The 24,419-nt window shown below is 70.8% G+C and carries 21 protein-coding genes; 6 read left to right on the top strand and 15 right to left on the bottom strand.

Going from position 1 to position 24,419, the window contains the following annotated elements:
- Positions 1 to 185: 185 nt before the first annotated feature.
- Positions 186 to 2,765, bottom strand: coding sequence for an aminopeptidase N (pepN, locus tag ABFX81_RS14085; protein WP_086849297.1), 2,580 nt, complete (start codon positions 2,763 to 2,765; stop codon positions 186 to 188).
- Between the two features lie 137 nt (positions 2,766 to 2,902).
- On the opposite strand from pepN, the gene ABFX81_RS14080 reads away from it, so the two are divergent.
- On the top strand, positions 2,903 to 3,541 hold the full coding sequence (locus ABFX81_RS14080; RefSeq protein ID WP_346138120.1) for a mycothiol-dependent nitroreductase Rv2466c family protein: 639 nt from the start codon (positions 2,903 to 2,905) through the stop codon (positions 3,539 to 3,541).
- A 3-nt stretch (positions 3,542 to 3,544) separates the two neighbouring features.
- Here the strand turns inward: ABFX81_RS14080 and ABFX81_RS14075 are convergent, their stop codons facing one another.
- From ABFX81_RS14075 to ABFX81_RS14030, 10 genes are read right to left on the bottom strand one after another with little or no spacing between them, the layout of a single operon-like run.
- Entirely contained in the window at positions 3,545 to 3,766 is a 222-nt protein-coding gene (locus ABFX81_RS14075) for a hypothetical protein (protein WP_086849301.1), read from the bottom strand.
- Complete coding sequence (locus tag ABFX81_RS14070) at positions 3,766 to 4,806, bottom strand: glycerophosphodiester phosphodiesterase family protein (RefSeq protein ID WP_086849302.1); 1,041 nt, start codon at positions 4,804 to 4,806, stop codon at positions 3,766 to 3,768. Before ABFX81_RS14070 ends, ABFX81_RS14075 begins: the two co-directional genes overlap by 1 nt.
- A 26-nt stretch (positions 4,807 to 4,832) precedes the next feature.
- Positions 4,833 to 6,257 (bottom strand): FGGY family carbohydrate kinase, encoded by a 1,425-nt coding sequence (locus tag ABFX81_RS14065; protein ID WP_086849304.1) that lies wholly within the window; start codon positions 6,255 to 6,257, stop codon positions 4,833 to 4,835.
- A gap of 18 nt (positions 6,258 to 6,275) precedes the next feature.
- A complete protein-coding gene (locus tag ABFX81_RS14060; RefSeq protein ID WP_086849306.1) occupies positions 6,276 to 7,307 on the bottom strand; it encodes an NAD(P)-dependent oxidoreductase in 1,032 nt (343 codons plus the stop codon).
- Positions 7,304 to 8,383: an ATP-binding cassette domain-containing protein gene (locus ABFX81_RS14055; RefSeq protein ID WP_086849309.1), complete on the bottom strand. Its 1,080-nt coding sequence runs from the start codon at positions 8,381 to 8,383 to the stop codon at positions 7,304 to 7,306. The genes ABFX81_RS14060 and ABFX81_RS14055 overlap by 4 nt, the downstream gene beginning before the upstream one ends.
- Positions 8,361 to 9,185, bottom strand: a complete 825-nt coding sequence (locus ABFX81_RS14050) for a DeoR family transcriptional regulator (protein ID WP_086849310.1) — start codon at positions 9,183 to 9,185, stop codon at positions 8,361 to 8,363. Before ABFX81_RS14050 ends, ABFX81_RS14055 begins: the two co-directional genes overlap by 23 nt.
- A complete protein-coding gene (locus tag ABFX81_RS14045; protein WP_086849312.1) occupies positions 9,182 to 10,270 on the bottom strand; it encodes an ATP-binding cassette domain-containing protein in 1,089 nt (362 codons plus the stop codon). The genes ABFX81_RS14050 and ABFX81_RS14045 overlap by 4 nt, the downstream gene beginning before the upstream one ends.
- On the bottom strand, positions 10,267 to 11,091 hold the full coding sequence (locus ABFX81_RS14040; protein WP_086849313.1) for a carbohydrate ABC transporter permease: 825 nt from the start codon (positions 11,089 to 11,091) through the stop codon (positions 10,267 to 10,269). Before ABFX81_RS14040 ends, ABFX81_RS14045 begins: the two co-directional genes overlap by 4 nt.
- Positions 11,092 to 11,973: a carbohydrate ABC transporter permease gene (locus ABFX81_RS14035; RefSeq protein WP_086849315.1), complete on the bottom strand. Its 882-nt coding sequence runs from the start codon at positions 11,971 to 11,973 to the stop codon at positions 11,092 to 11,094.
- Between the two features lie 3 nt (positions 11,974 to 11,976).
- A complete protein-coding gene (locus ABFX81_RS14030) occupies positions 11,977 to 13,398 on the bottom strand; it encodes an extracellular solute-binding protein (RefSeq protein WP_086849317.1) in 1,422 nt (473 codons plus the stop codon).
- A gap of 156 nt (positions 13,399 to 13,554) precedes the next feature.
- On the opposite strand from ABFX81_RS14030, the gene ABFX81_RS14025 reads away from it, so the two are divergent.
- The 3 genes from ABFX81_RS14025 to ABFX81_RS14015 are packed head-to-tail and all read left to right on the top strand — an operon-like array spanning position 13,555 to position 16,457.
- Positions 13,555 to 15,039 (top strand): FGGY family carbohydrate kinase, encoded by a 1,485-nt coding sequence (locus ABFX81_RS14025; protein WP_086849318.1) that lies wholly within the window; start codon positions 13,555 to 13,557, stop codon positions 15,037 to 15,039.
- The gene (locus tag ABFX81_RS14020; protein WP_086849320.1) at positions 15,036 to 15,668 is read left to right on the top strand and encodes a histidine phosphatase family protein; all 633 of its coding nucleotides are present in this window, start codon (positions 15,036 to 15,038) and stop codon (positions 15,666 to 15,668) included. Before ABFX81_RS14025 ends, ABFX81_RS14020 begins: the two co-directional genes overlap by 4 nt.
- A gap of 12 nt (positions 15,669 to 15,680) precedes the next feature.
- Complete coding sequence (locus ABFX81_RS14015) at positions 15,681 to 16,457, top strand: SAM-dependent methyltransferase (RefSeq protein WP_086849322.1); 777 nt, start codon at positions 15,681 to 15,683, stop codon at positions 16,455 to 16,457.
- Positions 16,458 to 16,595: 138 nt separating this feature from the next.
- On the opposite strand, the gene ABFX81_RS14010 is transcribed toward ABFX81_RS14015, so the two are convergent.
- Together ABFX81_RS14010 and ABFX81_RS14005 are read right to left on the bottom strand one after the other, a co-directional pair.
- Entirely contained in the window at positions 16,596 to 17,243 is a 648-nt protein-coding gene (locus tag ABFX81_RS14010) for a Fe-Mn family superoxide dismutase (protein WP_086849324.1), read from the bottom strand.
- 135 nt (positions 17,244 to 17,378) lie between these two features.
- Positions 17,379 to 18,761, bottom strand: coding sequence for an amino acid permease (locus ABFX81_RS14005; protein ID WP_086849326.1), 1,383 nt, complete (start codon positions 18,759 to 18,761; stop codon positions 17,379 to 17,381).
- 379 nt (positions 18,762 to 19,140) lie between these two features.
- On the opposite strand from ABFX81_RS14005, the gene ABFX81_RS14000 reads away from it, so the two are divergent.
- The gene (locus ABFX81_RS14000; RefSeq protein WP_086849328.1) at positions 19,141 to 19,722 is read left to right on the top strand and encodes a biotin transporter BioY; all 582 of its coding nucleotides are present in this window, start codon (positions 19,141 to 19,143) and stop codon (positions 19,720 to 19,722) included.
- Between the two features lie 90 nt (positions 19,723 to 19,812).
- Here the strand turns inward: ABFX81_RS14000 and ABFX81_RS13995 are convergent, their stop codons facing one another.
- Positions 19,813 to 20,553: an LPXTG cell wall anchor domain-containing protein gene (locus ABFX81_RS13995; protein ID WP_086849330.1), complete on the bottom strand. Its 741-nt coding sequence runs from the start codon at positions 20,551 to 20,553 to the stop codon at positions 19,813 to 19,815.
- 274 nt (positions 20,554 to 20,827) lie between these two features.
- Here ABFX81_RS13995 and ABFX81_RS13990 point away from each other — a divergent pair, with 274 nt between their 5' ends.
- Positions 20,828 to 22,831, top strand: coding sequence for a protein kinase domain-containing protein (locus ABFX81_RS13990; RefSeq protein WP_428837171.1), 2,004 nt, complete (start codon positions 20,828 to 20,830; stop codon positions 22,829 to 22,831).
- Between the two features lie 88 nt (positions 22,832 to 22,919).
- On the opposite strand, the gene ABFX81_RS13985 is transcribed toward ABFX81_RS13990, so the two are convergent.
- Positions 22,920 to 24,416, bottom strand: coding sequence for an amino acid permease (locus ABFX81_RS13985; protein ID WP_346138117.1), 1,497 nt, complete (start codon positions 24,414 to 24,416; stop codon positions 22,920 to 22,922).
- Positions 24,417 to 24,419 lie beyond the last annotated feature (3 nt).

The raw sequence follows: 24,419 nt of genomic DNA, 5'->3' as shown, positions 1-24,419 counted from the left end.
TCCCGTGCTCCGACCGCCTTTTAACCGCTGTTACAGGCCCGTCGACAAATACGGACAACCCAGCCCTAAAGGACGGGTGTTCGGATGCCGAAAGCCCCTGGTCCGTTCGGGTGCGGACCAGGGGTTACGGCTTGCGGGGCACGCATCTCGTAACGATGGCGGAACGCCCGGATCTCAGGCCAAAGCTACTGGTCGGAGGCCGCGTCGCAGTCCTGCCCCCGCAGCGCCCGCGCCAGGTCGTCCCGGGCCTCCAGCACCAGCCGGCGCAGGGCCGGAGCCGCCTCCCGGTGGGCCTCCAGCCACGCGTCCGTGGCGTCGAGGGTCTCCCGGGACTGCTGGAGCGAGGGGAACATGCCCTGCACCACGTGCATCCCGATCTGGATCGACCGCTCGGCCCACACCCGCTCGATCGCCGCGAAGTACTTCCCCGCGTACGGCGCGAGCAACTCCCGCTGCGAGCCCTGGGAGAAGCCCGCGATGGTCGCCTCGACCATGGCGTTGGACAGCGCGTCTGACTCCACGACCTGCGCCCACGCCTGCGCCTTGACCGCCTCCGACGGCCGGGCGGCCAGACAGCGCACCTGGTGGCGCTTGCCGGACGCCGTGTCGTCCCGGGCCAGCTCCTCGGCCAGCGTCTTCTCGTCCACCACCCCGTGCGCGGCCAGCGGCTCCAGGAACACCCACCGCAGCTCCTGGTCCAGGTCGAGGCCCTCGACCGACGCCGTGCCCGCCAGCAGGTCGCCCAGCAGCTCGAAGTCGGCCTCGGCGGCGGCCGTCCGGGCGAAGAAACGCGCCCACGCGAGCTGGTGCTCGCTGCCGGCCTCGGCCGCGTACAGCTCGCGCCGCGCGCCCTCGGCGAGGAGGCGGGCGGTCGTCTCCCGCCGGGCGGGCGCCGCGTAGTGCGTGACCGCCGACTCGGCCCACGCGTGCAGCATCTGCACCACGCCGATCTCGGACTCGCTCCCCGCGAACCGCAGCACCAGGTCCACGAAGTCCCTCGCCGGGAGCAGCGCGTCCCGCGTCATGTTCCACAGCGCCGACCAGCACAGGGCGCGCGCCAGCGGGTCGGTCACGGACCCCAGGTGCTCGCGCAGCGTCGCCAGCGAGGTCTCGTCGAAGCGGATCTTGCAGTACGTCAGGTCGTCGTCGTTGACCAGGACCAGGTCGGGCGCCGCGGCGCCGGACAGTTCCGCCACGACCGTCCGCGGGCCGTCGACGTCCACCTCGGCGCGCGCGTACCGCTCGACCGCTCCGCCGTCCGTCGCCCGGTACAGGCCCACCGCCACCCGGTGCGGGCGCAGTTCGGGATGCGACTCGGCCGCCTCCTGCACCACCGCCAGCTCCTGGACGCGGCCCTGCGGGTCCAGCAGCAGCTGCGGGGTCAGCGAGTTCACCCCGGCCGTCTGGAGCCAGGACCGCGCCCAGGCGCTCATGTCCCGGCCGCTGGTCTCCTCCAGCACCGACAGCAGGTCACCGAGGCGCGTGTTGCCGTACGCGTGGCGCTTGAAGTAGCGCCGGGCGCCCTCCAGGAACGCGTCCTGGCCGACGTACGCCACGAGCTGCTTCAGCACCGACGCGCCCTTGGCGTACGTGATGCCGTCGAAGTTCAGTTTGGCGTCCTGGAGGTCCCGGATGTCCGCCGTGATCGGGTGTGTGGAGGGCAGCTGGTCGGCCCGGTAGGCCCACGACTTGCGGCGGTTGGCGAAGGTGACCCAGCCGTTGACGAAGCGGGTCGCGCCGACCAGCGAGAACTCGCCCATGAAGTCCGCGAACGACTCCTTCAGCCACAGGTCGTCCCACCACTCCATGGTGACCAGGTCGCCGAACCACATGTGCGCCATCTCGTGCAGGACGACGTTGGCCCGGCCCTCGTAGGACGCCTGCGTCACCTTGCCCCGGAAGATGAACTCCTCCCGGAACGTCACCAGACCCGGGTTCTCCATCGCGCCCAGGTTGTACTCGGGCACGAACGCCTGGTCGTACTTCCCGAACGGGTACGGATAGTCGAAGTGGTCGTGGAAGAAGTCCAGGCCCTGCTTGGTGACCAGGAAGACGTCCTCGGCGTCGAAGTAGGGCGCGAGACCCTTGCGGCACAGGGCGCCGAGGGGGATCTCCAGCGTCGTGCCGTCGGCGAACGTACGGGAGTAGCTGTCCGTCACGTAGTGGTACGGGCCCGCCACCACACACGTGATGTACGTCGAGATCGGCTTGGTCTCGGCGAACCGCCAGACCCCGTCGGCCCGTTCGCCCACACCGTTGCTCCACACCGTCCAGCCCTCCGGCGCCCGCACCTCGAAGCGGAACGGGGCCTTGAGGTCGGGCTGCTCGAAGTTGGCGAAGACGCGGCGCGAGTCGGCCGGCTCGTACTGCGTGTACAGGTACACCTCGCCGTCCTCGGGGTCGACGAAGCGGTGCAGGCCCTCGCCCGTGCGGGAGTAGGCGCACTGCGCGTCGACCACCAGCTCGTTGTCGGCGGCCAGGTCCTCCAGCATGATCCGCGAGCCGTCGAAGACCTCCCCGGGGTCCAGATCACGGCCGTTGAGTGAGACGGCCGTCACACTCGGGGCGATCAGATCGGCGAAGCTGCTCGCGCCGGGCTCGTTGCAGCGGAACCGGACGGTCGTGACGGACCGGAAGGTGCGGGGCCCGTCGGCGTCGTCCGCACCGACCGCGGACCGCAGGTCGAGGGACACCTCGTACCCGTCGACGCCGATCAGGGCGGCCCGCTCCCGGGCCTCGTCGCGGGACAGATTCTCACCGGGCACGGGCGGAACTCCTCAAGCGTCGTCGGATAGGGCTGAACAGCGACGATCCTGCCACGTACCCCTGACGCGAGGCAGCCGGGAATGACCGGGGCGAGCGGTGGCGTTCCCGGAGAAACGGTTTCCTCATGAGGAGAGACATGTCGGACAAGACCCCCGTCGACTTCTGGTTCGACCCGCTGTGCCCCTGGGCGTGGATGACCTCCCGCTGGGTGCTGGAGGTGGAGAAGGTCAGGGACATCCAGGTCCGCTGGCATGTCATGAGCCTCGCCGTGCTCAACGAGGACAAGCTCGACGAGCTGCCCGAGGAGTACCGCGAGCTGCTCGAGACCAAGGCGTGGGGTCCCGTCCGGATCGTCATAGCGGCGCAGCAGGAGCACGGCGCCGAGGTGCTGGGCGACCTCTACACCGCGCTCGGCACCCGCTTCCACAACCAGGGCGAGGGCCCCGGCAAGGAGACGGTCGCCGCCGCGCTGAAGGACGTCGGCCTGCCCGAGTCCCTCATGGAGCACTGGGACGGCACCCGGTACGAGCCCGAGCTGCGCGCCTCCCACAAGGAGGGCATCGACAAGGTCGGCCAGGAGGTCGGCACCCCGGTCATCGCCGTGCCCGGCGCGGACGGCGAGCAGATCGCCTTCTTCGGCCCGGTCGTCACCCCGGCCCCCAAGGGCGAGGAGGCCGCCCGCCTCTGGGACGGCACCCTCGCCGTGGCCTCGGTGCCGGGCTTCTACGAGATCAAGCGCACCCGCACCAAGGGCCCGGACTTCTCCAACCTCTAGAGGTCACACCGAGGCGTCGGCTCCCGGGTTCTGCAGTTCCTCCGGGAGCCGGCCCCCGCCGGCCTGATGGCCCCAGGGCTGGTACCACCGGCAGCCCGCCGCGGTGCAGCGCCACAGGTCCGTGCGGTGCGTCCCGAGCGCCTTTCTCTCCTCGGGCTTGAGCGGCGTGAACACCTGCGTTCCGCTGCCGCCACAGGTCGGGCAGTGCTTGTCCTTGAAGAACATCAGCCCCTCCTCGCCATCACCGCCAGGTCGGGGAAGTCGGTCACCACCGCGTCGACCCCCCAGCGGTAGTACAGCGCGTACTCGGCGAACGCGTCCCCGAAATCGGTGCTTCCGGTGCCGCGCCGGAAATCCGCCGGCAGGAACTGGTTCTCCGCCCGGAAGGTGTACGGCCCCACGCGCAGCCCCGCCGCGTGGGCGTCCGCGAGGAGTGACGTGCCGACGAGCGACGACTTGTCCGGGCCGATCCAGTCCGCGTACTCCGCGATGTCCGCCAGCCCGTCCGGCGTCATCATCTCCCGGTAGGTCGTCGTGGGCAGGTCGTACGGCCCGCCCGTGGTCCCGAGGGCCTGCCACAGCGGTACGCCCAGGCCTGTCATGCGCTTCAGGCTCGTCGGCTCGAAGGACTGCACGACGCACTCGCGTCGGCCCAGCCGGTTGCGGCGGATCGCGGACGCCAGCTTCGGCTCCAGGGGCAGGCCGATGGAACGGAAGTACGTCGGGTGCTTGGTCTCCGGGAAGACGGCGATCGTCCGGCCGTGCGTCTTCGACAGCTTCCGCGCCAGGTCCACGACCTCCTGGAAGGTCATGACCTCCTCGCGCCCGTCGAAGACCGTGTTGCGGTTGCGGACCTGTGGCAGCCGCTCCACCGCCCGCAGCGTCTTCAGCTCGGCGAGGGTGAAGTCCTCCGTGAACCAGCCGGTCACGGACCGGCCGTCGACCGTCTTCGTCGTGCGGCGGTCCGCGAACTCCGGGCGGCGGGCCACGTCGGTGGTCTGGGAGATCTCGTTCTCGTGCCGGACCACCAGCACATGGTCCTTCGTCGGCACCAAATCCGGTTCGATCCAGTCGGCGCCCGTGTGCACGGCGTACGTGTACGAGGCGGCCGTGTGCTCGGGGCGCCAGCCGGCCGCGCCGCGGTGCCCGATGACCAGCGGCCCCCGGGCAGTGACCGCGTCCGCGGGTGCCGCGAGCGCGGGTACGGTCGCGGCCGCCGGCGTGGCGGCGGCCGCGAGCAGGAGAGATCGGCGTCTCAGGTGCATCCAGTTCCCTTTCGCCATCCGGATGTTCAGCTCCTTGCCCGGACCCGTGCCCGGGCAAGCCGGACCAGGTGCTCCTCGTACCCTTTCGTGTAGTACGCGGCCCGGCTCCGGTCCGGCTCGACGACCTGCGTCGGCCGCGTCCACACCCGCGCGTCCAGCGGCACCCCGTACCGCTCGGCCGCCGCGAGGACCGCGCCCCGCGCGCCCACCTCGCCCTCGACGACCCGCAGGGGCCGGCCGAGCACATCGGCGAGCAGCCGCATCCAGGCGGGGCTGCGGGTGCCACCGCCGCAGACGGCCAGATTCCCTGTGAGGCCCGCCGCCTCCAGGCAGTGCCGGGCCGCGTACCCGATGCCCTCGCAGGTGGCGCGGACCAGGTCGCCCCGGGTCGACTCCAGGGAGACACCCGTGAGTTCGGCGCGCAGCCGTGGCTCGACGAAGGGGGCGCGTTCGCCGGAGGGCGCGAAGTACGGCAGCACACGGACGCCGTTCGCGCCCGGCGGGGACTGAGCCAGCAGGCCGTCCACCTCGTCGTGCCGCACCCCCGTCGTCGACAGCACCCAGTCCAGGGCCGCCGTGCCGACCATCGCGGGCATGGCGCGCAGCCAGTACCCGGGCCGGTCGGTGGAGATGTACAGGCCGGCCGGTTCGCCCGTCAGGTCCAGCTCGGTCGTGGCGACCAGACTGGCCAGACAGGTCCCCACGATCAGCAGACCGTCCCCCGGGGCCGTCACCCCGGCGCCCAGCGCGCAGGCCGGCAGATCGTACGGTCCGTTCGCGATCCGGGTGCCCGACGGCAGGCCCTCGCCCCGCGCCCCGGCCGTCGCGACCGGGTCGCTCACCGGGGCGAGCAACCCACGGCGGTGCGTGAGCCCCAGCAGCTCCACGACCCGGTTGTCGTACGTCCGGGTGCGCGGGTCCAGGAAGGGCATGGACGCGTCCGACACATCCGTCGCCGGACCCGCTCCCGTCAGCCGCTGGAACACCATGTCCTTGCAGTACAGGGCCGCCTTCGCGGCATCCAGCGCCTTCGGTTCGTTGCTGTCCAGCCAGGCCAGCAGCGGCCCCGGACAGCCCGGGAACATCGCGCTGCCGGTCCGCCGGAACACCGTCTCGAACGTACCGTCGGCCAGCCACCGGTCGACCAGTTCGTGCGCCCGCCCGTCCATCCAGGAAGCCGCCGCCCGCACGGGCCGCCCCTCGCCGTCGACCAGCCACACCCCGTCGCCCTGCCCGGTGAGCCCGGCCAGCTCGACCGGCCCCGGGACCCGTCCGGTGACCTCGTCCAGCACGGCGACGACCGCCCCGTACACCTCCTCCATGTCCTGCTCGACGAACCCGCCGTGCAGTTTCAGGTCCACCGGGCGGGAGGACACGGCCAGTTCCCGGCCCGTGCCGTCGAAGGCCGCCGCCTTGACCATGGACGTGCCCACATCGATACCGACGTACATGCGGCTCTCCTCCAGGTCTCAGGTCAGACAGTGGGCGAGTGGCTCTCCACGGACCCAGCGGCCCACTTCCTCGGCGGCGATCCGCGCGGCCTTCTCCGCGACGGCGCGCGAAGCGCCGCCCAAGTGCGGGGTGAGCACCACGCGTTCGGAGAGTCCCGGCAACCGGGACTCCGCCGGCAGCGGCTCCCGCTCGTACGTGTCGAGCGCCGCCGCCGACACCTGCCGGCTCTCCAGCGCGTCGCACAGCGCGCCCTCGTCCAGCAGCGGGCCCCGGGCCACGTTCACCACCACCGCGCCGGACGGCAGCAGCCCCAGCTCCCGGGCGCCGATCAGACCCCGGGTCTCGGGGGTGAGCCGGGCGTGCAGGGTGATCACCTGGGAGCGGCGCAGGAGTTCGTCCAGCGAGGTCACGCGCAGTCCGTGGATCTCGCCGTGCACGTACGGGTCGTACACCATCACCCGCGCCCCGAACGCGCACAGCACCCGCGCGACCCGGCTGCCGACGGCCCCGTACCCGACCAGCCCGACGGGCAGGTCCTCCAGCTCCAGACCGCTCTGCTCGTACGTGTAGTACGTCGCGCCCTCCCAGCTGCCCTGCCTGGCCAGCGGGTCGTGGGCCTGGGGGATGCGGCGCAGGGCGGCCAGCATCATGCCCACCGTGAACTCGGCGGTGGCGGCGGCGTTGCGGCCGGGCGCGAAGCACACCCGCACGTCACGCCGCTCGGCGGCGTCCAGGTTGACGTTGACCGGTCCGCCCCGGCAGACCACGACCAGCCTCAGATCCGGGCAGGCGGCGAGCACCTTCTCGGTGACCGGCCCCATCTGCGTGACCAGCACCTCCGCCCCGGCCAGCGCCTCGATCATCTCGTCCTCGGCGTCACTGGCCTCCTGCACCTCGGCGACCGGCCCGAACGGCTCCAGCGGCCAGCCGAGCCTCAGTTCCCTGACGTCCGCCCGCCCCACCTCGTGCTCCACCGCCCGCGTGATCAGCGACGGCAGGACGAAGTGGTCACCGGCGGCCACCACACGCACGCTGTTTCCGGCAGTCATCGCAAGGAGTCTCCTGTCTCGGCGTCGAAGACATGGGTGTGCTGGAGGTCGGCGGCGACCCGGACCCGCTGGTCGTGGGTGAGCCGCACCTCGGGATCGGTGAGGACGACCAGGTGCCGTTCGACACCGTCGAGAGCGAGGGTCGCGATGCCCGACTCCAGCAACGGCTCATGGGCGACGACCCGGGCGGGCAGGCCGTCCTCGGCGATGAGCCGGACGTCCTCCGGGCGGATCCCGACCACCACCTCCCGCCCCGGGTCCACCGGCACGGGCAGCGCGATCCGCACCGAGTCGGAGAGGCGGGCGTGGCCGTCGCGGTCGGCGATGCCGGGCAGCAGGGTGATCGCGGGCTCGCCGACGAAGTCCGCGACGAACACGTCGGCCGGGCTGTCGTAGATCTCGTAGGGGGTGCCGAGCTGCTGGATGACGCCGTCCTTCATCACGGCGATCCGGTCGGCGAGGGAGAGGGCCTCCTCCTGGTCGTGGGTGACGAGGATCGTGGTGTGGCCCAGGTCCTTCTGGATGCGCTTGAGTTCGCGGCGGGTGGTGTCGCGCTGGGCCGCGTCCAGGTGGGACAGCGGCTCGTCGAGCAGCAGCACGTCCGGTTCGCGGATCAGGGCCCGGGCCAGGGAGACCCGCTGCTTCTGGCCGCTGGACAGGCCGGCCGGGCGAGCGTGGAGGAGGTCGGTCAGGCCGACCCGTTCGGCGATCTCCTTCACCTTGCGGTCGACGTCCCCACGAGCCTTACGTCCCCGGGCCTTCAGCCCGAACGCCAGGTTCTCCGCCACCGACAGCGGCGGATACAGCGCGTAGTTCTCGAACGCGACCCCGATGTTCCGCTGCTGCGCGGGCCGTTCGACCACCGACGCGCCGCCGACCAGGATGTCCCCGCCGGTCACCGGCTCAAGACCGGCGATCATGCGGAGAGTCGTCGACTTGCCGCAGCCGGACGGCCCGAGCAGTCCGAGCAGCTCCCCGGAACGCAGCGCGAGGTCGAGGCCGCGCACCGCGTCCACGCCCGGACGACCCCGGGCCCGGTAGGTCTTGCGCAGATCACGTAGCTCCAGCTCGGTCATCGCTGCCCTTCGTCGCACAGACCTCGTAACGGACCTTGTGCTCGTCCAGGTCCCGCAGCGCCTCCGCCGACGCCCCGTCGTCCACCAGGAGCAGATCGAAGCGGGACAGCGGGACGACCCGGTGCAGGGCGACCCGGCCGAGCTTGGTGTGGTCGATCAGCAGGACGTTCCGCGCGGCCGCGTCGAGCATCGCCCGCTTCACGGACACGATGTGCTGCTCCTGGTGGTAGGCGTAACCCCCGTGCACCGCAGACGTCGACGCGAAGCACACGTCCACCCGCAACTGCTCGACCGCCTCCACGCAGGACACGCCCAGGAAGGAGGAGTGCAGCGGGTCGTAGTCGCCGCCGAGCGCCATCAGGTGGATGCCCCGCTGGTCGGCCAGCAGGTTGATCGCCTCCAGGAAGTTGGTGACGACCGTCAGCGGCGTGACCTCGCCCGTGCGCAGGCGCCGGGCTATCTCCAGGGTGGACGTGGAGTCGTCCAGCAGGATCGCCATGCCGGGCTCCACCATCCGCAGCGCGTGCTCGGCGACGGCGGCCTTCTCCGCCCGCATGGTCTTCAGCCGGTACTGCACGTTCGACTCGAAGACCCCCGACGGCTGCGCGGTCACCCCGCCCCGGAACTTCCGTACGATCCCCTGCCGTTCGAGCTCGTCGAGGTCCCGGTGGATGGTCATCAGGCTCACCCCGAACCGCTCGGCGAGCTCCGCCGCCGTCGCCGAGCCGTCGGCCAGCACCTGCTCGGCCATGGCGGCCTGCCGCACCGCCGGCCCCTGCTGTCCACCCATGCTGCTGCTCATAGCTGTGTCTCTATCCGTCGTCCCGGGCGCTCCGGCCGGTCGGCCTCGAACAGCAGCAGGTTCTCAGGCCGGACGACGAGCCGTACCGGATCGTCCGGACGAAGGCGTGCCGCGTCCGCCCGGGGGGCCACCAGCGACACCCGCTGTTCCCCGGTCCCGAGCCGGACGGTGACCTCGACGGACCGGCCGAGCACCTCGGTGACGTACACGGTCCCGGTCAGCTCGTGGCCCTCGCCGTGCAGGGCGATGTCCCGGGGGCGGATGCCGACGAGGACGTCCGTGCCCGGCGCGGCCCGCGCCCGGACCGGCAGCTCCACGCCGCCGTCCGACCGCACGCCGCTCTCCGTCACCACCCCCGGCAGCAGATTGATCCGGGGCCGCCCGAAGGCCCGCGCCACCTCCGTGTCGTGGGGGCGGTACCAGATCTCCTCCCGGGTGCCCGTCTGCACGATCCGGCCCTGCCGGATGACCCCGATCCGGTCCCCGAGCGCCAGCGCCTCGACGGAGTCGTGGGTGACGTACAGCGTGGTGGTGTGCTGCACGGCCCCGATCGCCTTCAGTTCGGCCCGCATCTGCTGGCGGAGCTTGGCGTCGAGGTGGGAGAGCGGCTCGTCGAGGAGGAAGGCCCGGGCGGGGCGGACCAGCACCCGGCCGAGGGCGACGCGCTGCCGCTGCCCGTTGGACAACTGGCCCACCGGCCGGTCCAGCAGCCCCGAGATCCCCAGCAGTTCGGCGATCGCGCCGATCCGCTGCCTGGCCTCGGCGGCGGGCAGCCGGTGCCGGGGAGAGCGCAGGGGCGAGGCCAGGTTGTCGTAGGCCGAGCGGTGCGGGTAGAGGGCGTAGCTCTCGAAGCACATCGCCACGCCCCGGTCGTACGGCTCGACGCCCCGCATGTCCTCGCCGTCGAGCGCGACCGTGCCGGAGTCGGGTTGTTCGAGCCCGGCGACGGTCTTCAACGTCGTGGTCTTGCCCGCGCCGGACGGGCCCAGCAGGCAGAAGAACTCGCCCTCCCGCACCTCCAGTTCCAGTCCGTCGAGCGCGACGGTCTTCCCGTACGCCTTCCGTATCCCGCTCAGCGTGATCATGACTTCACCGCCCCGAACGACAGGCCCCGTACCAGATACCGCTGGATCGTCAGCGCCAGCAGCAGCGGCGGTACGACGGACACCAGCGCGGCGGCGGCCGTCAGGTTGTACTTGGGCCGGTCCCCGCCGAGGAAGGACAGCGCGCCGACCGTCACCGTCTGGGCCTCGTTGGAGGTGAGGATCAGCGGGAACACGAAGTTGTTCCAGGCGAAGATGAAGGCCAGTAGTGACACGGCCGCGATGCCCGGCTTGACGAGCGGCAGGGCCACCTTGAAGAACGCCTGCTTGCGGGTGTAGCCGTCCAGCAGCGCCGCCTGCTCCAGCTCGGGCGTCAGATCGGCGAAGTACGACCGCATGATCCACACGATCAGCGGCAGGGTGACCAGTTGCAGCACCCACACCATGCCGACGTACGTGTCGAACAGCCCGAGCTTCTGGTACAGCACGAACAGCGGGATGATCACGGTCAGTTCGGGCGCGAAGCGGAACGACAGCAGCGTGAACATCAGGTTCTCCGAGCCCTTGAACCGCCACCGCGCCGAGGCGTACGCCGCCGGCAGTCCGACCACGAGCGACAGCACCACCGCGCCGACCGACACCACCAGGCTGTTGACGAAGAACCGCACGAACGGGATGCCCTCGCTGTCGCCGAGGACCGTCCGGTAGCCGTCGAGGGTGGGCGAGAAGGAGAAATAGGTGGAGAAGAGCTGGTCCGCCGGCTTCAGCGACAGGATCACCATCCAGGCGATCGGGAACAGCGCGAAGACGAAGTAGAGGACGAGGGCGGCGTCCGCGAGCCACCCCAGCGCACGCTTCTTCACTCAGGTCACCTCCGCGGCCCGCCGCTGGATCTTCCCCAGGTGCTTCACCAGCACCATCGCGGCCAGGTACACCACGGCCCACAGCACGATCGTGTAGCTGATCCCGAAGGAGTACCGCTGGAAGCGGATCGCCTCCAGGTACGCCCGGATCTGGAGGACGACGGTCGAGTCACCGGGCCCGCCCTCGGTGAGGGCGTAGATGATGTCGAACACCTTCAGCGAGTCCATGAACCGGAAGATCACCGCGACCAGCACGTACGGCCACAGCATCGGCAGCGTCAGCCGCCGGAAGGTGTACCACCACCCCGCGCCGTCCACGGCCGCCGCCTCGAACGGGGAGGTGGGCAGCGACCGCAGACCGGCGAGGGCGAGGATCGCCACGAAGGGCGTGTACACCCACACGTCCACGGCGATCGACGACAGGAGGGCACCGGTCGGGGTGTCGGTCCACTGCACCCCGCCGAGACCGAAGGGCCTCAGCAGGTAGTTGACGACCCCCACGGACGGCTGGAGCATCAGCTTCCAGATGATCGCCGCGATCACCGGGGCGATCATCAGCGGCAGGATCAGGATCTTCTCCAGGACCCGGCCGAGGAGACTCGACCGATGCAGCAGCAGGGCGACGGCCACCCCGAGCACGGTCTCGACGAGGGCCGCCCCGACCGCGTACAGCACCGTCACCCAGGCGGAGTTCCAGAAGGCCTCCTGCGTGAAGACGGTCGTGTAGTTCTCGAACCGCACCATGTCCGGCTGCGGTTTGCTCGCCGAGAAGTCGAACAGCGTGTAGTACAGGCCGAGCCCGAACGGGTAGAGAATCCCGCAGGTCAGCAGCAGTGCGGGCACGATCAGGACGTACGGGCGCAGGGTGAGCCGCCACCCCATCGGCTAGCCCACCTTGCCGGCGAGGTCGTCCGCCAGCCCGTCCAGCACCGACTGCGCGCCCTTGCCGCCGTAGATCTCCTGGAGGGCCGCGGCCCAGCTGGTGGTCGCGTCGAAGAACTGCGCCTGCGGGGTGAACTGGATCTTCGTCTGGTCGACGACCGTCTCGAAGGTCTCCAGGAAGCCCGGCAGGTGCCTCATCTTGTCCTTGTACGCGGCGTCGTCGGCGACCGACTTGCGCACCGGGTCGATGTGGTTGTGCGTGATGGCGCCCTTGCGCAGGTGCTCCTTGCCGGTGGCCCACTGGAGGAACAGCCAACTGGCGCCCTTCTTCTCGCTCTTGGCGTTCATGCCGAGCGACCAGATCCACATGTTGGTGGCCAGCGACCCGTCCGGACCTTTTGGCCCCGGGTGGAAGGCGATCTTCCCGGAGGCGGGGCTGGCGCCCTTCACCGCCTGGAAGTAGGCGGCCGTGTCGGCGTCGAACAGCATCCCGGCCTTCTTGGCGCCGAGGTCGCTGGAGCACTGGTACCAGGTGTACGACGTCCAGGACGGCGGTCCGCCCCGCTTGACCATGCCTGCCCAGTCCTCGGTGAACGCGACGGCCTCGGGGCTGTTCATGGCGGGTGTGAGCTTCCCGCCGTCGACCGTGAAGTCCTTCAGCCCGTTGCGGGCGTACATCGTCATGAAGCCCGGGTGGATGGTGGCCCAGCTCCTGGAGCCGCGTACGGCGATCCCGTACATCCCGTCGAAGCCGGCGCCCGGTGCCTTCCGCTTGATGGTGCCGGCGAGTTCGGCCAGCTCGTCGAAGGTCTCGGCCGGCTTCAGCCCCAGTTTCCCGAACACCTCGGTGTTGTAGGCGACGACGTTCGTCTCCCAGCCCCACGGCAGCGCGTACTGCCCGCCCTGGCCCAGTGGCGCGCCCGCCTTCAGCGACCACTGGTCGGCCTGGAGCAGGTTCGGGAAGAAGTCCGCCTGGTCCCACTCGGCGCCCGTCGCCGAGGAGTTGCGCATCCAGGGCCCGAGGTCCTCCAGCCAGCCCGGCGGACCGTACTGCCACACCATGTACGCGCCGAGCATGAAGACGTCGTAGGAGGCACGCCCGCTGGACAGGTCCACGGTGAGCTTGTCGAAGTAGTTGTCCTCCGGGAAGACGTCGTACTCGACCTTGATGCCGGTCTTCGCGGTGAAGGACTTCAGGTCGGCGATGAGCGCGTCCGTGTACGGGTGCTTGTTGAGCAGCGCCTTGACGGTGGTGCCCTTCTCCCGCTTCCAGTCGAAGGAGCCGGTGACGTCGTCGGCGGCGGACCCGTCGCCCTTGCTGTCGTCCCCGCCGAAACCGGCGCCGCAGGCCGTGAGCAGCGGGGCCGCGGCAGCCCCGGCGGCGAGTGCGAGGAAGCGCCGCCGGTCGTGCACGTGCGTGTTCATCCGTACCTCCACGTGGGGGCTGGTCAACACGTCGAGTCGACTCGTCAACAGAGGGTGGAACGGCTGAAGTTGGGCGTCAATCCCTCGCGCACGGGAAAATATCGAGGCACAGTGAGAACTTCACACTTCCGGCTGCGACGTCGTGGGAGGTTCCGGATGGCGGACGAGGATGCGGGCTGGCTGGGGATCGACCTGGGCACACAGAGCGTCCGCGTGCTGCTCCTCACCGCCGACGGCAGGGTCCTCGGCAGCGGCTCGGCCCCGCTGACCGGGCGGCGGGAGGGGGTGCGGCACGAGCAGGACCCGGAGCGGTGGTGGTCGGCGCTGTGCACGGCGTCCCGGGCGGCACTCGGCTCCGCGCCCGGCGTCCCGGTCGGCGGCCTCGCGGTGTGCGGCACGTCCGGCACGGTCCTGCTGACGGACGGCTCGGGCCGTCCGGTGAGCCCCGCGCTGATGTACGACGACGGCCGCGCGTCGGCCGAGGCCGCGCGGGCCCGGGAGGCCGGGCTCGCGGTCCAGGACACCTGGGCGCTGCCGAAGGCGTTGTGGCTGGTGGGGGAGTACGGCCCCGGCCTCCGGCTCGCCCACCAGCCCGACCTGGTCGTCACCCGCCTCACCGGCGATCCACCTCCGGCGGACTCCAGCCACGCCCTCAAGACCGGCTACGACCTGCACGCGGAGGCCTGGCCGGAGGCCGTTCTGGCCCAACTCGGCGTCCCGGACCGTCTGCTGCCAGACGTCGTACGCCCGGGCACGCGCCTCGGCGAGGTCTGCGCGCACGCCGCCGACGCCACCGGCATCCCCGCCGGCACCCCGGTGCTCGCCGGGATGACGGACGGCTGCGCGGCGCAGATCGCCTCGGGCGCGCTGCGCCCCGGCTCCTGGAACTCGGTGCTCGGCACCACGCTCGTGCTGAAGGGAGCCGCCCGCGACCCCGTCCGGGACCCCACCGGCGTGGTCTACAACCACCGCGCCCCCGACGGCACCTGGCTGCCCGGCGGGGCGTCGAGCGTGGGAGCGGGGGCCCTCGCGGCGCACTTCCCGGAGGCCGACCCCGCCACGATGGACGAGCGGGCGGCGGCGTTCGAGCCGTCCCGCGCGGTCGCGTACCCGCTGGTGTCGCCGGGGGAGCGGTTCCCGTTCCGGGCGCCGGAGGCGGTCCCCCTCGTCCTCGGCGAACCGGAGGGCGACGCCGGCCTGTGGGCCGCGCTGCTCCAGGGCGTCGGCTTCGCGGAACGCCTGTGCCTGGACTACCTGCACCACCTGGGCGCCCCCCTCGACGGTCCGCTCACCTTCACCGGCGGCGGCGCGCGCAGTCCGTACTGGAACCAGCTCCGCGCCGACATCCTCGGCCGCCCGGCCCGCGTCCCGGAACAGACGGAACCGGCCCTGGGAATGGCGGCGTTGGCCGCGTACGGGGCATGCGAGGGTCATGGGGCTTCCGGAGCCGGATCCCTCGCCGGCGTCGCCGAGCGCATGGTCCGCGTCCGCACCGTCCTCGAACCCCGCGCCGACCGCACCGCCCGCTTCACCGAGCCGTACGCTCGCCTCGTCGACGCACTGGAGACCCGCGGCTGGCTCCCCGCCCCCGTCGCGGCACACGCCCGCACCCGCCCGCACCTGGACACCGGGAAGTCATGACCACCACGACCACGACCCTCCTCCTCGCCCGGCACGGGCAGACCGTCTGGCACGCCGAGAACCGGTACGCCGGTGTCAGCGACATCGGCCTCACCGACACCGGCCGCGCCCAGGCCGAGGCCCTCGGCCGCTGGGCCGCCGCCCACCCCGTCGACGCGATCTGGACGTCGCCGCTCTCCCGGGCCGTCGCCACCGCCGAGCCCGCCTGCCGTGCCCTGGGCCTCGTCCCGCAGCGCGAACCCGGCCTCAGAGAGTGCGACTTCGGAGTCGTGGAGGGCCGTACGCTCGCCGAGTTCGAGGCCGAGGACCCCGGCCGGGCCGCGGCCTACCGCGCCGACCCCGTCGCGCACCCCTTCCCCGGCGCCGAGGACCCGACCGCGGCAGCGGCCCGCGGGGCCGGTGCGCTGCGGCGTATCGCCACCGCCCACCCCGGCGGACGCGTCCTCGTCGTCGCCCACAACACCCTGCTGCGCCTGGTGCTGTGCACACTGCTGTCGATCCCGGCCGGGGAGTACCGCAGAGTGTTCCCGCGGTTGCGGAACGCGGCGATCAGCGAAATGCGCATGAACCCCGACGGTTCCGCCGCACTCCTCTCACTCAATGTGCCGTGCGGGACGGACGTGCCGTAGCACCATGAGCCCATGACGCAGATCGACACCTCGGTGCCGCACTCGGCCCGGATCTGGAACTACTGGTTGGGCGGCAAGGACAACTACCCGGTGGACGAGGCGGCTGGTGACGCCTACACCGCCGTGTTCCCCGGCATCGTCACCATCGCCCGCGGCAGCCGCGCCTTCCTCGGCCGCAGCATCCGCCACCTCGTCCACGAGGCCGGGGTACGCCAGTTCCTCGACGTCGGCACCGGCCTGCCGACCGTGGACAACACCCACGAGGTGGCCCAGAGTCTCGCCCCCGAGTCGCGGATCGTCTACGTCGACAACGACCCGCTGGTCCTCGCCCACGCCCGTGCCCTGCTCACCTCCACGCCCGAGGGCGCGACGGCGTACGAGCCCATCAGCCTCTTCGAGCCGGAGCGCATCATCGAGGCGGCAGGCAAGACGCTCGACCTCACCCGCCCCACGGCCCTGATTCTGAGCGGCATCCTCGGCCACGTGGCCGACTACGACGAGGCCCGCGACCTCGTCCGCCGCCTCCTGGCCGGCCTGCCCTCCGGCAGCTACCTCTCCCTCAACGAGGGATCGCGCGGTACCGACCTGGCCTACGAGCAGGCCCAGGACGCCTACAACGAGACCGGCGCGGTCCCGTACTACCTGCGGCCGGTCGAGCAGATCGAGGCCTTCTTCGAGGGCCTGGAGCTGGTGGAACCGGGCGTGGTCTCGGTACCGCTGTGGCACCCCGAGCCGGGCGCTCCCACCGAGCCGATCGGCCAGCACGGCGGCCTGGGCCGAAAGCCGTAGCGCACGCACACGTCGTGGCGCACGCACGGAAAGCCCCCGCGAGTCACGTCCTCACGGGGGCTTCCTTCCATTCCGCCTGCCGTTCGTGAAGGGTGAGAAGACGATCACGAGGCAGGACGACTCGACAGCGCGTCGCCGTCAGGGCGTCAGCAGCAGCACGTCCGCCCGGGACTTGGCGGCCTCGTAACGCCGGGCCACGTCCTGCCAGTTGACGACCTGCCACATCGCCTCGATGAAGTCGACCTTCTGGTTCCGGTACTGGAGGTAGAAGGCGTGCTCCCAGGCGTCGAAGACGAGGATCGGGGTCGAGCCCTGGCCGACGTTGCCCTGGTGGTCGTAGACCTGCTCGACGATCAGCCGCCCGCTCAGCGGCTCGTGGGCGAGCACGCCCCACCCGGAACCCTGGGTCGTCGCGGCGGCCTTGGACAACTGCGCCTTGAAGCCCGCGAACGACCCGAACGACTCGGTGATCGCGTCCGCGAGCTCACCCACGCCATCGGCGGCCAGCGGCTCACCGCCACCGTCCTTCGGGCCGGTCATGTTCTGCCAGTAGATGCTGTGCAGGATGTGCCCGGACAGGTGGAAGGCCAGGTTCTTCTCCAGCCCGTTGACCGACCCCCACGTCTCCTTGTCCCGCGCCTCCGCAAGCTGCTCCAGGGTGTCGTTGGCGCCTTTCACATAGGCCGCGTGGTGCTTGTCGTGGTGCAGCTCGATGATCTCGGGGCTGACCACGGGGGCGAGCGCGGAGTAGTCGTACGGGAGCTCGGGCAGCGTGTAGACGGGCATGGGCGGGATCCCCTCCGGACCTCTTATTGCAATGCTCTTGCAACTGCACGCTAACAGTAAGAGAGTGCAAGTGGGTGCTCAGGACACGCAAAAAGGCCCCCGCCTGTGTCGCGGGGGCCTTGTGTGCCGGGATGCCTACTGCCGGGCGCGCGCCTTCTGCCACGCGAACCCGACGGCCGCCAGGGCCAGCGTCATCCCGCCCGTCGAGTAGAGCTGCACCCGTGTGTCGGGCTGGCGGGCCATCAGGACGAAGACGGCGGCCATGCCGGCCAGCGCGATCCACGTCAGCCACGGGAACAACCACATCCGCACGACGAGCTTCTCCGGCGTCTCCCGCTCCAGGCGTCGCCGCAGGCGCAGTTGCGAGACGGCGATGAAGATCCAGACGACCAGGATCACCGCGCCGATCATGTTCAGCAGCCAGGAGAAGACATCGTTCGGCCGCCAGTAGCTCAGCAGCACGCACAGGAACCCGAAGACGGAGGAGGCGAGAACGGCGATCCGCGGGACCCCGCCCGAGACCCGGCCCAGCGCCTTCGGGCCCTGGCCGCGCTCCACCAGCGAATACGCGATGCGCGAGGCGCCGTAGATGTTGGCGTTCATGGCGGACAGCAGCGCCACCAGGACCACCACGTTCATCAGCTGGCCGGCGCCCGGGATGCCGAGTTCGTCGAGGGCGGCGACGTACGGGCCCTTCTCGACGACCTCCTTCGAGTCCCACGGCACCAGCGTGACGATGACCGCCATCGAGCCGACGTAGAACAGCGCGATGCGCCACATCGCCGTACGGACCGCGCTCGCCACGCCCTTGACGGGGTTCTCCGACTCGGCCGCCGCGATGGTGACCGTCTCCAGCCCGCCGTAGGCGAAGACCGAGGCGAGCAGGCCGATGACCAGGCCCTCACCGCCGTTGGGGAGGAAGTCGGTGAGGTGCGAGGCGCCGGGGGAGTCCGTGCCGGGCAGGATCCCGAGGATCGCCAGGACGCCGAGTGCCAGGAACAGGGTGATCGCGCCGACCTTCAGGGCCGCGAACCAGAACTCGAACTCGCCGAAGTTCTTCACGGCCGCGAGGTTCGTGCCGCAGAAGACCACCATGAACAGCGCGACCCACGCCCACTCCGGCGTGCCCGGCAGCCAGCCGCTGACGATCTTCGCGGCACCGATGCCCTCCAGACCGACGGCCGTGCACAGCAGCACCCAGAACGCCCAGCCGGCGGTGAATCCGGCCCAGGGGCCGATCGCCCGCTCCGCGTGTGCCGAGAACGAACCCGACGACGGATACGCGGCCGACATCTCGCCGAGCATCCGCATCACCAGCATCACGAGGACGCCGGAAAGGGCATAGGCGACGACGATCGACGGACCAGCGGCGGCGATACCCGCGCCGGAGCCGACGAAGAGACCGGCGCCGATCACCCCGCCAAGGGCGATCATCGACAGGTGGCGCTGCTTCAGGCCGTGGGAGAGGGAGACGTCGTCCGCGCTGGGCGGTGTCCCGGTGGTGGTGCTGCTGGGCATGGGCGCGGCTCGTCCAATGCGTGAGAGGCATGAGAGGGCAAAAACGCCGCCAGTCTGGGTGGTCCCTCCGCCCCGCGGGGAGGGATGTCCATCATGCGGACGCATGGAACGCGTGCTGTGAGTGACCGTGAACGGAGGGTTGACATGCGTCCGAAGGGCGTTTTGGTAAAACCCTACAGTCGCCTTCCCGACCGCCAGGTGATCGAAGCCTCGCCACCTCCGTGACCGGCATCACTCCGCGCCCCGTGTACCCCCGCCCTTTGTCCGAAGCCGACCAACCGCGCGATCTCGCCTTTGTCGAGCGCTGACGGTGAACCGGGCGAGTCCGCTGGGATAGCGTCACCGTGTCCCGAACGGCCCTCACTCCCGCGGAGTCCCCATGAGCACCGCTGCCGCCACACCCGCCCGCACCGGGAAGGTCCTCGCCGACCTGCTGCCCGCCTCCCGTGTCCGGGACGCGGCCCTCGTGCTCGGCGGAGCCGCGCTCACCGGCCTCGCCGCGCAGATCGCGCTGCCCGTGCCCGGTTCCCCGGTGCCGGTGACCGGCCAGACCTTCGCCGCGCTGCTCGTCGGCACCGCCCTCGGCGCCGGCCGCGGCTTCCTCTCGCTGGCGCTGTACGCCGTAGCGGGCCTCGCCGGTATGCCGTGGTTCGCGCAGGGCACCTCCGGCGTCGCCCCCTCCTTCGGCTACATCCTCGGCATGATCCTCGCCTCCACGGTGGTGGGCGCCCTGGCCCGCCGCGGCGCCGACCGCTCGATGCTGCGCATGGCGGGCACGATGCTGCTCGGCGAGGCGATCATCTACGCCGTCGGCGTTCCCTACCTGGCCCTCGCCACCGGCATGTCCGCGGCCGCCGCGATCGCGGCCGGCCTCACGCCGTTCCTGATCGGCGACGCGCTGAAGGCGGCGCTGGCGATGGGAGCGCTGCCGACGGCATGGAAGTTCGCCGACAAGCGCTGAACCTGCAGCGGTACTTGACGAGAGGCTCGCCGGGGGAGGTTTCCCTCAGCCCGGCGAGCCTCTTGTGCGTTGCGGTGCTGTGCGGCCGGGTCAGACCTCCTGCCGTGCCGGCCGCCGCCGCGACCACCACATCCCGGCCGCGCCCGCCGCGAGCAGCGACGCACCGGCCGCGCCCAGCGGCAGCAGATCACGCGCCGGACCGGTCTTCGGCAGCTCCTTGCCGCCCGGGGAATCCGGCTTGCCGGGGGAGACCGGCTCGTTGTCGGTGCCGAGCAGCAGCGGCGTCGCCGGTGCGTCCGGCGAGGGATTGGTCGTGCCGAACGGTACCGGGCCCTGCTGCCAGAACGTCTTCTTCCCGTCGCTCGCCTGGACGGGCAGACAGATCTTCCCGGTCTTTCCCAGGTCGTACGTCGCGTCGACGGCGTACGACTTCGACTTACCGGCCGCGAGATTGTCGATGGGGCAGCTGAAACCGCTGTTCGAACCCTCCGGAAGATTGTTCTCGGCTATCGGGGAGCACCCCTGGACGTTCTTGACGGTGAGTCCGTCGAAACCGACGACCAAAAGCTGGATCTTCCCGCTGTCCTTGTTTCCCTCGTTCTTCACCGTGGCGGTGAGCGCTGTCTTTTCGGAGCCGTTGTCGACCGAGATCTTCTCGGGCAGCAGCGTGGTCAGCTTCACCCCCGCCGGTGCCTCGTCAACGACCTTTCCTCCCTTGCTGCTCGCGGGCCCTTCGTCTTCCGCGCCGGCCGTTCCGGAAAGGATCACCACCGCCGAGAAAGATGCCGCTACCAGCGATCCCGTGACCGCCGCCGTGCGACGAGAACTCATGTTCGCCCCCCTTGCGTCCCCCTGGGACTGTCCCCGGACTGCCCTCGGACTGTCCCGGACTGCGCCTGAATTCGCAGTACTCAAAGAGCTACCACAAGATTTCCCGGCACTATCCTGATGGGGCATGAAGTGTGACCGTTGTGTTTCACTGGAGTCGGTCGCGGCGTCGCGGAGGGGGTGCAGCGGATTGCCGGGGAATGCGAACATCGGCGGTGTTCCAGGGGTATTGGTGACGGGGCGCTATCGGCTGGTCGAAAGTATCGGCCAGGGGGGAATGGGGCGGGTGTGGCGAGCCGCCGACGAAATACTCGACCGGCAGGTCGCCGTCAAGGAAATGCGTATCGACGGCCTCGACGCGGAGGACAGCGGGACGCGCCGCGAACGCACCCTGCGCGAGGCCAGGGCCACGGCCCGGATCGACCACCCCAACGTCGTGCGGGTCTACGACGTGGTCGACGAAGGTGAACGCCTGTGGATCGTCATGGAATTGGTCGCCGGCCGCTCCCTCGAACGGATCCTCGCGGAGGAGGGCCCCCTGGGCCCGTGCGATGCGGCCCGGATCGGGATCGGCCTGGTCGCGGCGCTACGGCAGGTCCACGCGCGGGGAGTACTGCACCGGGACATCAAGCCGGGCAACGTGCTGGTGGAGAACGGGAGCGGCCCGACCGGACCGGGACGCGAACGACGCGTCGTCCTCACGGACTTCGGTATCGCCGCGATCCAGGACGCCAAGGCGCTCACCATGGTCGGCATGCTGGTCGGCTCGCCCGACTACATGGCCCCCGAGCGCATCTCCGGCCGCCCGCAGGGCCCGCCGTCCGACGTCTGGTCCCTCGGCGCGACCCTCTGCGCGGCCCTGGGCGGCCGTTCCCCCTTCGCCCGCGACACCACGCTGGCGACCCTGCACGCGGTCCTGTACGAGGAGCCCGAACTCCCCGCCGCGTACGGCCCGTTGCGCGGCATCCTGACCTCCCTGCTGGAAAAGGACCCGTCGGCCCGCCCGGGTCTCGAGGAACTGGAAGAGGCCTTGGAGCCGGTCGCGTTCCCGCCGCCGACGCCTACGGTGCCGGTGGGGGCAGGCCGGGAACGACGGGAGTGGGCAGCGAACTTGCCGGACCCGGTGTCGGATTCGGCGCCCGCGCAGGAACCGGTAGCGGTAGGGCCGGGTCGTCGGCCCGAACACTCACCCGACCAGAAACCCGAGCCGCACGAGCAACCCGACTCGGGCAAGCGACCCGACCCGCCGGCATCGGACGAGCAACCCGAGCCGGACGGACAACCTGCCCCGGAACCGGAACGGGAGCCGCGGACATCGGCCCTCGCGCCGCCACCACCCCGGCCCCCCACTCCGAAGGACCCCCGCCAACCCGCTCCCACACCCACCCCGCAGACGACACCACCGAACACGGCGGGTCCGCCGAACCCCGCCGTCAGTAACACCACCACCGCCAGCACCACCACTGCCGCTACCACCACCACGACCACCCACGGCCCGAGCCGCGTCTCCCTCACCCGAGCGCAGGCGGCGACGGAGTGCCGCCCCCACCCCGCCCCGACCCCCACCGCGATGCCGCCGGGCGAACTCCCCGGTCCCGCCACACCGGCCGCCGCCCGCCCCCGTGCCGGCCACCGCCGCACCATGCTCGCCGCCGCGGCAGCCACGGTCGCGACGGTCGGCGCCGTCGTGGGAATCGTGCTGGCGACGACATCAGGCTCACCGGGCGACGACAACCCCCGCGCGGGCTCCTCGGCTTCCGCACCCCTCACCACAGCCCCCGCCACGGACCCCACCACCGAACCCACCCCCGACTCCACGCCCTCGGCCACGGTCGGAGGCACATCCAGGCCGCAGAGCCTGCCGCCGGGCGCGCACCGTGAGGCCGGTGGATTCGCCTGGGCGACACCCGAGGGCTGGCGGCGGGACGTGAAGACGGGGGCGGAGGTGCACTACACCTCCCCGGACGGCACGCAGGAACTCGTCGGCAAGTCGTCCCTGGCCCGCGGCGACCTGCTGGAGACCTGGCAGACCTCGGAGCGCAACGCCCAGCAGGGGAAGGACTACCGCAAGATCCGCCTGGAGGAGACGACGTTCCGCGACCACCCGGCGGTGATCTGGGAGTACACGTTCACGCTGCGGGGTGTCCACTGGCACGCCCGCCTGCTCGGCTTCAACGTGGACGGCAAGTCGTACCAGATCAACACCTGGTACGACTCCGGCATCGAACCGGAAGCCCTCCGCACGTACGAGAAGGTCAAGGACAGCTTCACGGTGCTGTAGGCGGCAACGGAAAAGGCCTGCGGCGCGTGTTCTGGCGGAACACGCACCGCAGGCCCCGGTTCACCACCAACGGCGAGCGCCGGAAGGGTCAGCCGGCCGAGACCTCGTCCCGGCTGTCGTCCTGGGCCTGCGCCTGTGCGGCGTCAGCGGCGGCGGCCCGCCGCCCCCCACGCACCTTCTCCTTGACGAAGGCGACGACGAGGACGAGCGCCGCGACGAGCAGCGACAGCACGATGGTCTGGCGCCCGTCGTGCTCGGTGTCGGTGAGCATGTAGCCGAGGATGAACACGATCAGCGCGGCCGTCGCCCAGGTCAGGTACGGGTACAGCCACATCTTCACGACGAGCTTCTCGGGCGCCTCGGCCTGGATGATCTTCCGCATCCGCAGCTGGGAGAAGCAGATCACCAGCCACACGAACAGGGCGACCGCGCCACTGGAGTTCACGAGGAAGAGGAAGACGGAGTCCGGGAACTTGTAGTTGAAGAAGACGGCGACGAATCCGAACGCCACGGAAGCGAGGATGGCCGTCCGCGGCACGCCGTTGGCGGTCGTGCGGGCGAAGGACTTCGGGGCGTCGCCGCGCCGGCCGAGCGAGAAGGCCATGCGGGAGGCGGTGTAGAGGCCGGAGTTGAGGCAGGACAGCACCGAGGTCAGCACGATGAAGTTCATGATCTGACCGGCGTGCGGAATGCCGAGGGAGTCGAGCGCGGCGACGTAGGAGCCGTCGTCGGTGATGGACTTGCTGTCCCACGGCAGCAGGGACACCACGACGAAGATCGAGCCGAGGTAGAACACGGCGACACGCCAGATGATGCTGTTGGTGGCCTTGGTGACGGCCTGCTGCGGGTTCTCGGACTCACCGGCGGCCAGGGTGGCGATCTCGCTGCCCATGAAGGAGAAGACGACGAGCAGCACACCGGTGAGGATCGCCCCGGGACCGTGGGGCAGGAAGCCCCCGTGCTCGGTGAGGTTGCTCAGCCCGGCCTGCTCACTGTCCACACCCGGCAGCAGCCCGAACACGGCCAGCCCGCCGATGACGATGAACGCGGCGATCGCGACCACCTTGATGCCGGCGAACCAGAACTCGAACTCGCCGTACGACCCGACGGAGACGAGGTTGGTGGCGGTGAGCACCACCATCACGATCAGGGCCCAGGCCCACTGCGGCACGGCCGGGATCCACCCCTCCAGGATCACGGCACCGGCGGTCGCCTCGACCGCCAGCACGACCACCCAGAAGAACCAGTACAGCCAGCCGATGGAGAAACCGGCCCAGGGCCCGAGCGCCCGGTCGGCGTGCGCGGAGAAGGAACCCGAGGTCGGGTTGGCGGCCGACATCTCACCGAGCATCCGCATCACCAGCACGACGAGCGTGCCGACGAGGGCGTACGACAGCAGGATGCCGGGCCCCGCGGTGGCGATACCCGAACTGGACCCGACGAACAGGCCCGCCCCGATGACACCGCCGATGGCGATCATGGACAGATGCCGGTTCTTGAGCCCTGCCTGGAGCCCGGGTTCGCCACCGGGTTCTCCGGGGCCGGGTTCGTTTCCTGTCGTCTTGAGAGTCGGCTGCGAGGTCATGGA

The sequence above is a fragment of the Streptomyces coeruleofuscus genome (genome assembly GCF_039532725.1).
In the GTDB taxonomy this organism is placed as follows: domain Bacteria; phylum Actinomycetota; class Actinomycetes; order Streptomycetales; family Streptomycetaceae; genus Streptomyces; species Streptomyces coeruleofuscus.
Note: the sequence above shows the minus strand (reverse complement) of the source record. Positions and strands in the feature narration are given on the sequence as shown.

Excerpts from the sequence above, each read along its gene's own strand:
- ABFX81_RS14080 (WP_346138120.1), top strand. The coding sequence starts at position 2,903 with ATGTCGGACAAGACCCCCGTCGACTTCTGGTTCGACCCGCTGTGCCCC.
- ABFX81_RS14075 (WP_086849301.1), bottom strand. The coding sequence starts at position 3,766 with ATGTTCTTCAAGGACAAGCACTGCCCGACCTGTGGCGGCAGCGGAACG.
- ABFX81_RS14070 (WP_086849302.1), bottom strand. The coding sequence starts at position 4,806 with ATGCACCTGAGACGCCGATCTCTCCTGCTCGCGGCCGCCGCCACGCCG.
- ABFX81_RS14065 (WP_086849304.1), bottom strand. The coding sequence starts at position 6,257 with ATGTACGTCGGTATCGATGTGGGCACGTCCATGGTCAAGGCGGCGGCC.
- ABFX81_RS14060 (WP_086849306.1), bottom strand. The coding sequence starts at position 7,307 with ATGACTGCCGGAAACAGCGTGCGTGTGGTGGCCGCCGGTGACCACTTC.
- ABFX81_RS14055 (WP_086849309.1), bottom strand. The coding sequence starts at position 8,383 with ATGACCGAGCTGGAGCTACGTGATCTGCGCAAGACCTACCGGGCCCGG.
- ABFX81_RS14050 (WP_086849310.1), bottom strand. The coding sequence starts at position 9,185 with ATGAGCAGCAGCATGGGTGGACAGCAGGGGCCGGCGGTGCGGCAGGCC.
- ABFX81_RS14045 (WP_086849312.1), bottom strand. The coding sequence starts at position 10,270 with ATGATCACGCTGAGCGGGATACGGAAGGCGTACGGGAAGACCGTCGCG.
- ABFX81_RS14035 (WP_086849315.1), bottom strand. The coding sequence starts at position 11,973 with ATGGGGTGGCGGCTCACCCTGCGCCCGTACGTCCTGATCGTGCCCGCA.
- ABFX81_RS14030 (WP_086849317.1), bottom strand. The coding sequence starts at position 13,398 with ATGAACACGCACGTGCACGACCGGCGGCGCTTCCTCGCACTCGCCGCC.
- ABFX81_RS14025 (WP_086849318.1), top strand. The coding sequence starts at position 13,555 with ATGGCGGACGAGGATGCGGGCTGGCTGGGGATCGACCTGGGCACACAG.
- ABFX81_RS14020 (WP_086849320.1), top strand. The coding sequence starts at position 15,036 with ATGACCACCACGACCACGACCCTCCTCCTCGCCCGGCACGGGCAGACC.
- ABFX81_RS14015 (WP_086849322.1), top strand. The coding sequence starts at position 15,681 with ATGACGCAGATCGACACCTCGGTGCCGCACTCGGCCCGGATCTGGAAC.
- ABFX81_RS14010 (WP_086849324.1), bottom strand. The coding sequence starts at position 17,243 with ATGCCCGTCTACACGCTGCCCGAGCTCCCGTACGACTACTCCGCGCTC.
- ABFX81_RS14005 (WP_086849326.1), bottom strand. The coding sequence starts at position 18,761 with ATGCCCAGCAGCACCACCACCGGGACACCGCCCAGCGCGGACGACGTC.
- ABFX81_RS14000 (WP_086849328.1), top strand. The coding sequence starts at position 19,141 with ATGAGCACCGCTGCCGCCACACCCGCCCGCACCGGGAAGGTCCTCGCC.
- ABFX81_RS13995 (WP_086849330.1), bottom strand. The coding sequence starts at position 20,553 with ATGAGTTCTCGTCGCACGGCGGCGGTCACGGGATCGCTGGTAGCGGCA.
- ABFX81_RS13990 (WP_428837171.1), top strand. The coding sequence starts at position 20,828 with ATGGGGCGGGTGTGGCGAGCCGCCGACGAAATACTCGACCGGCAGGTC.
- ABFX81_RS13985 (WP_346138117.1), bottom strand. The coding sequence starts at position 24,416 with ATGACCTCGCAGCCGACTCTCAAGACGACAGGAAACGAACCCGGCCCC.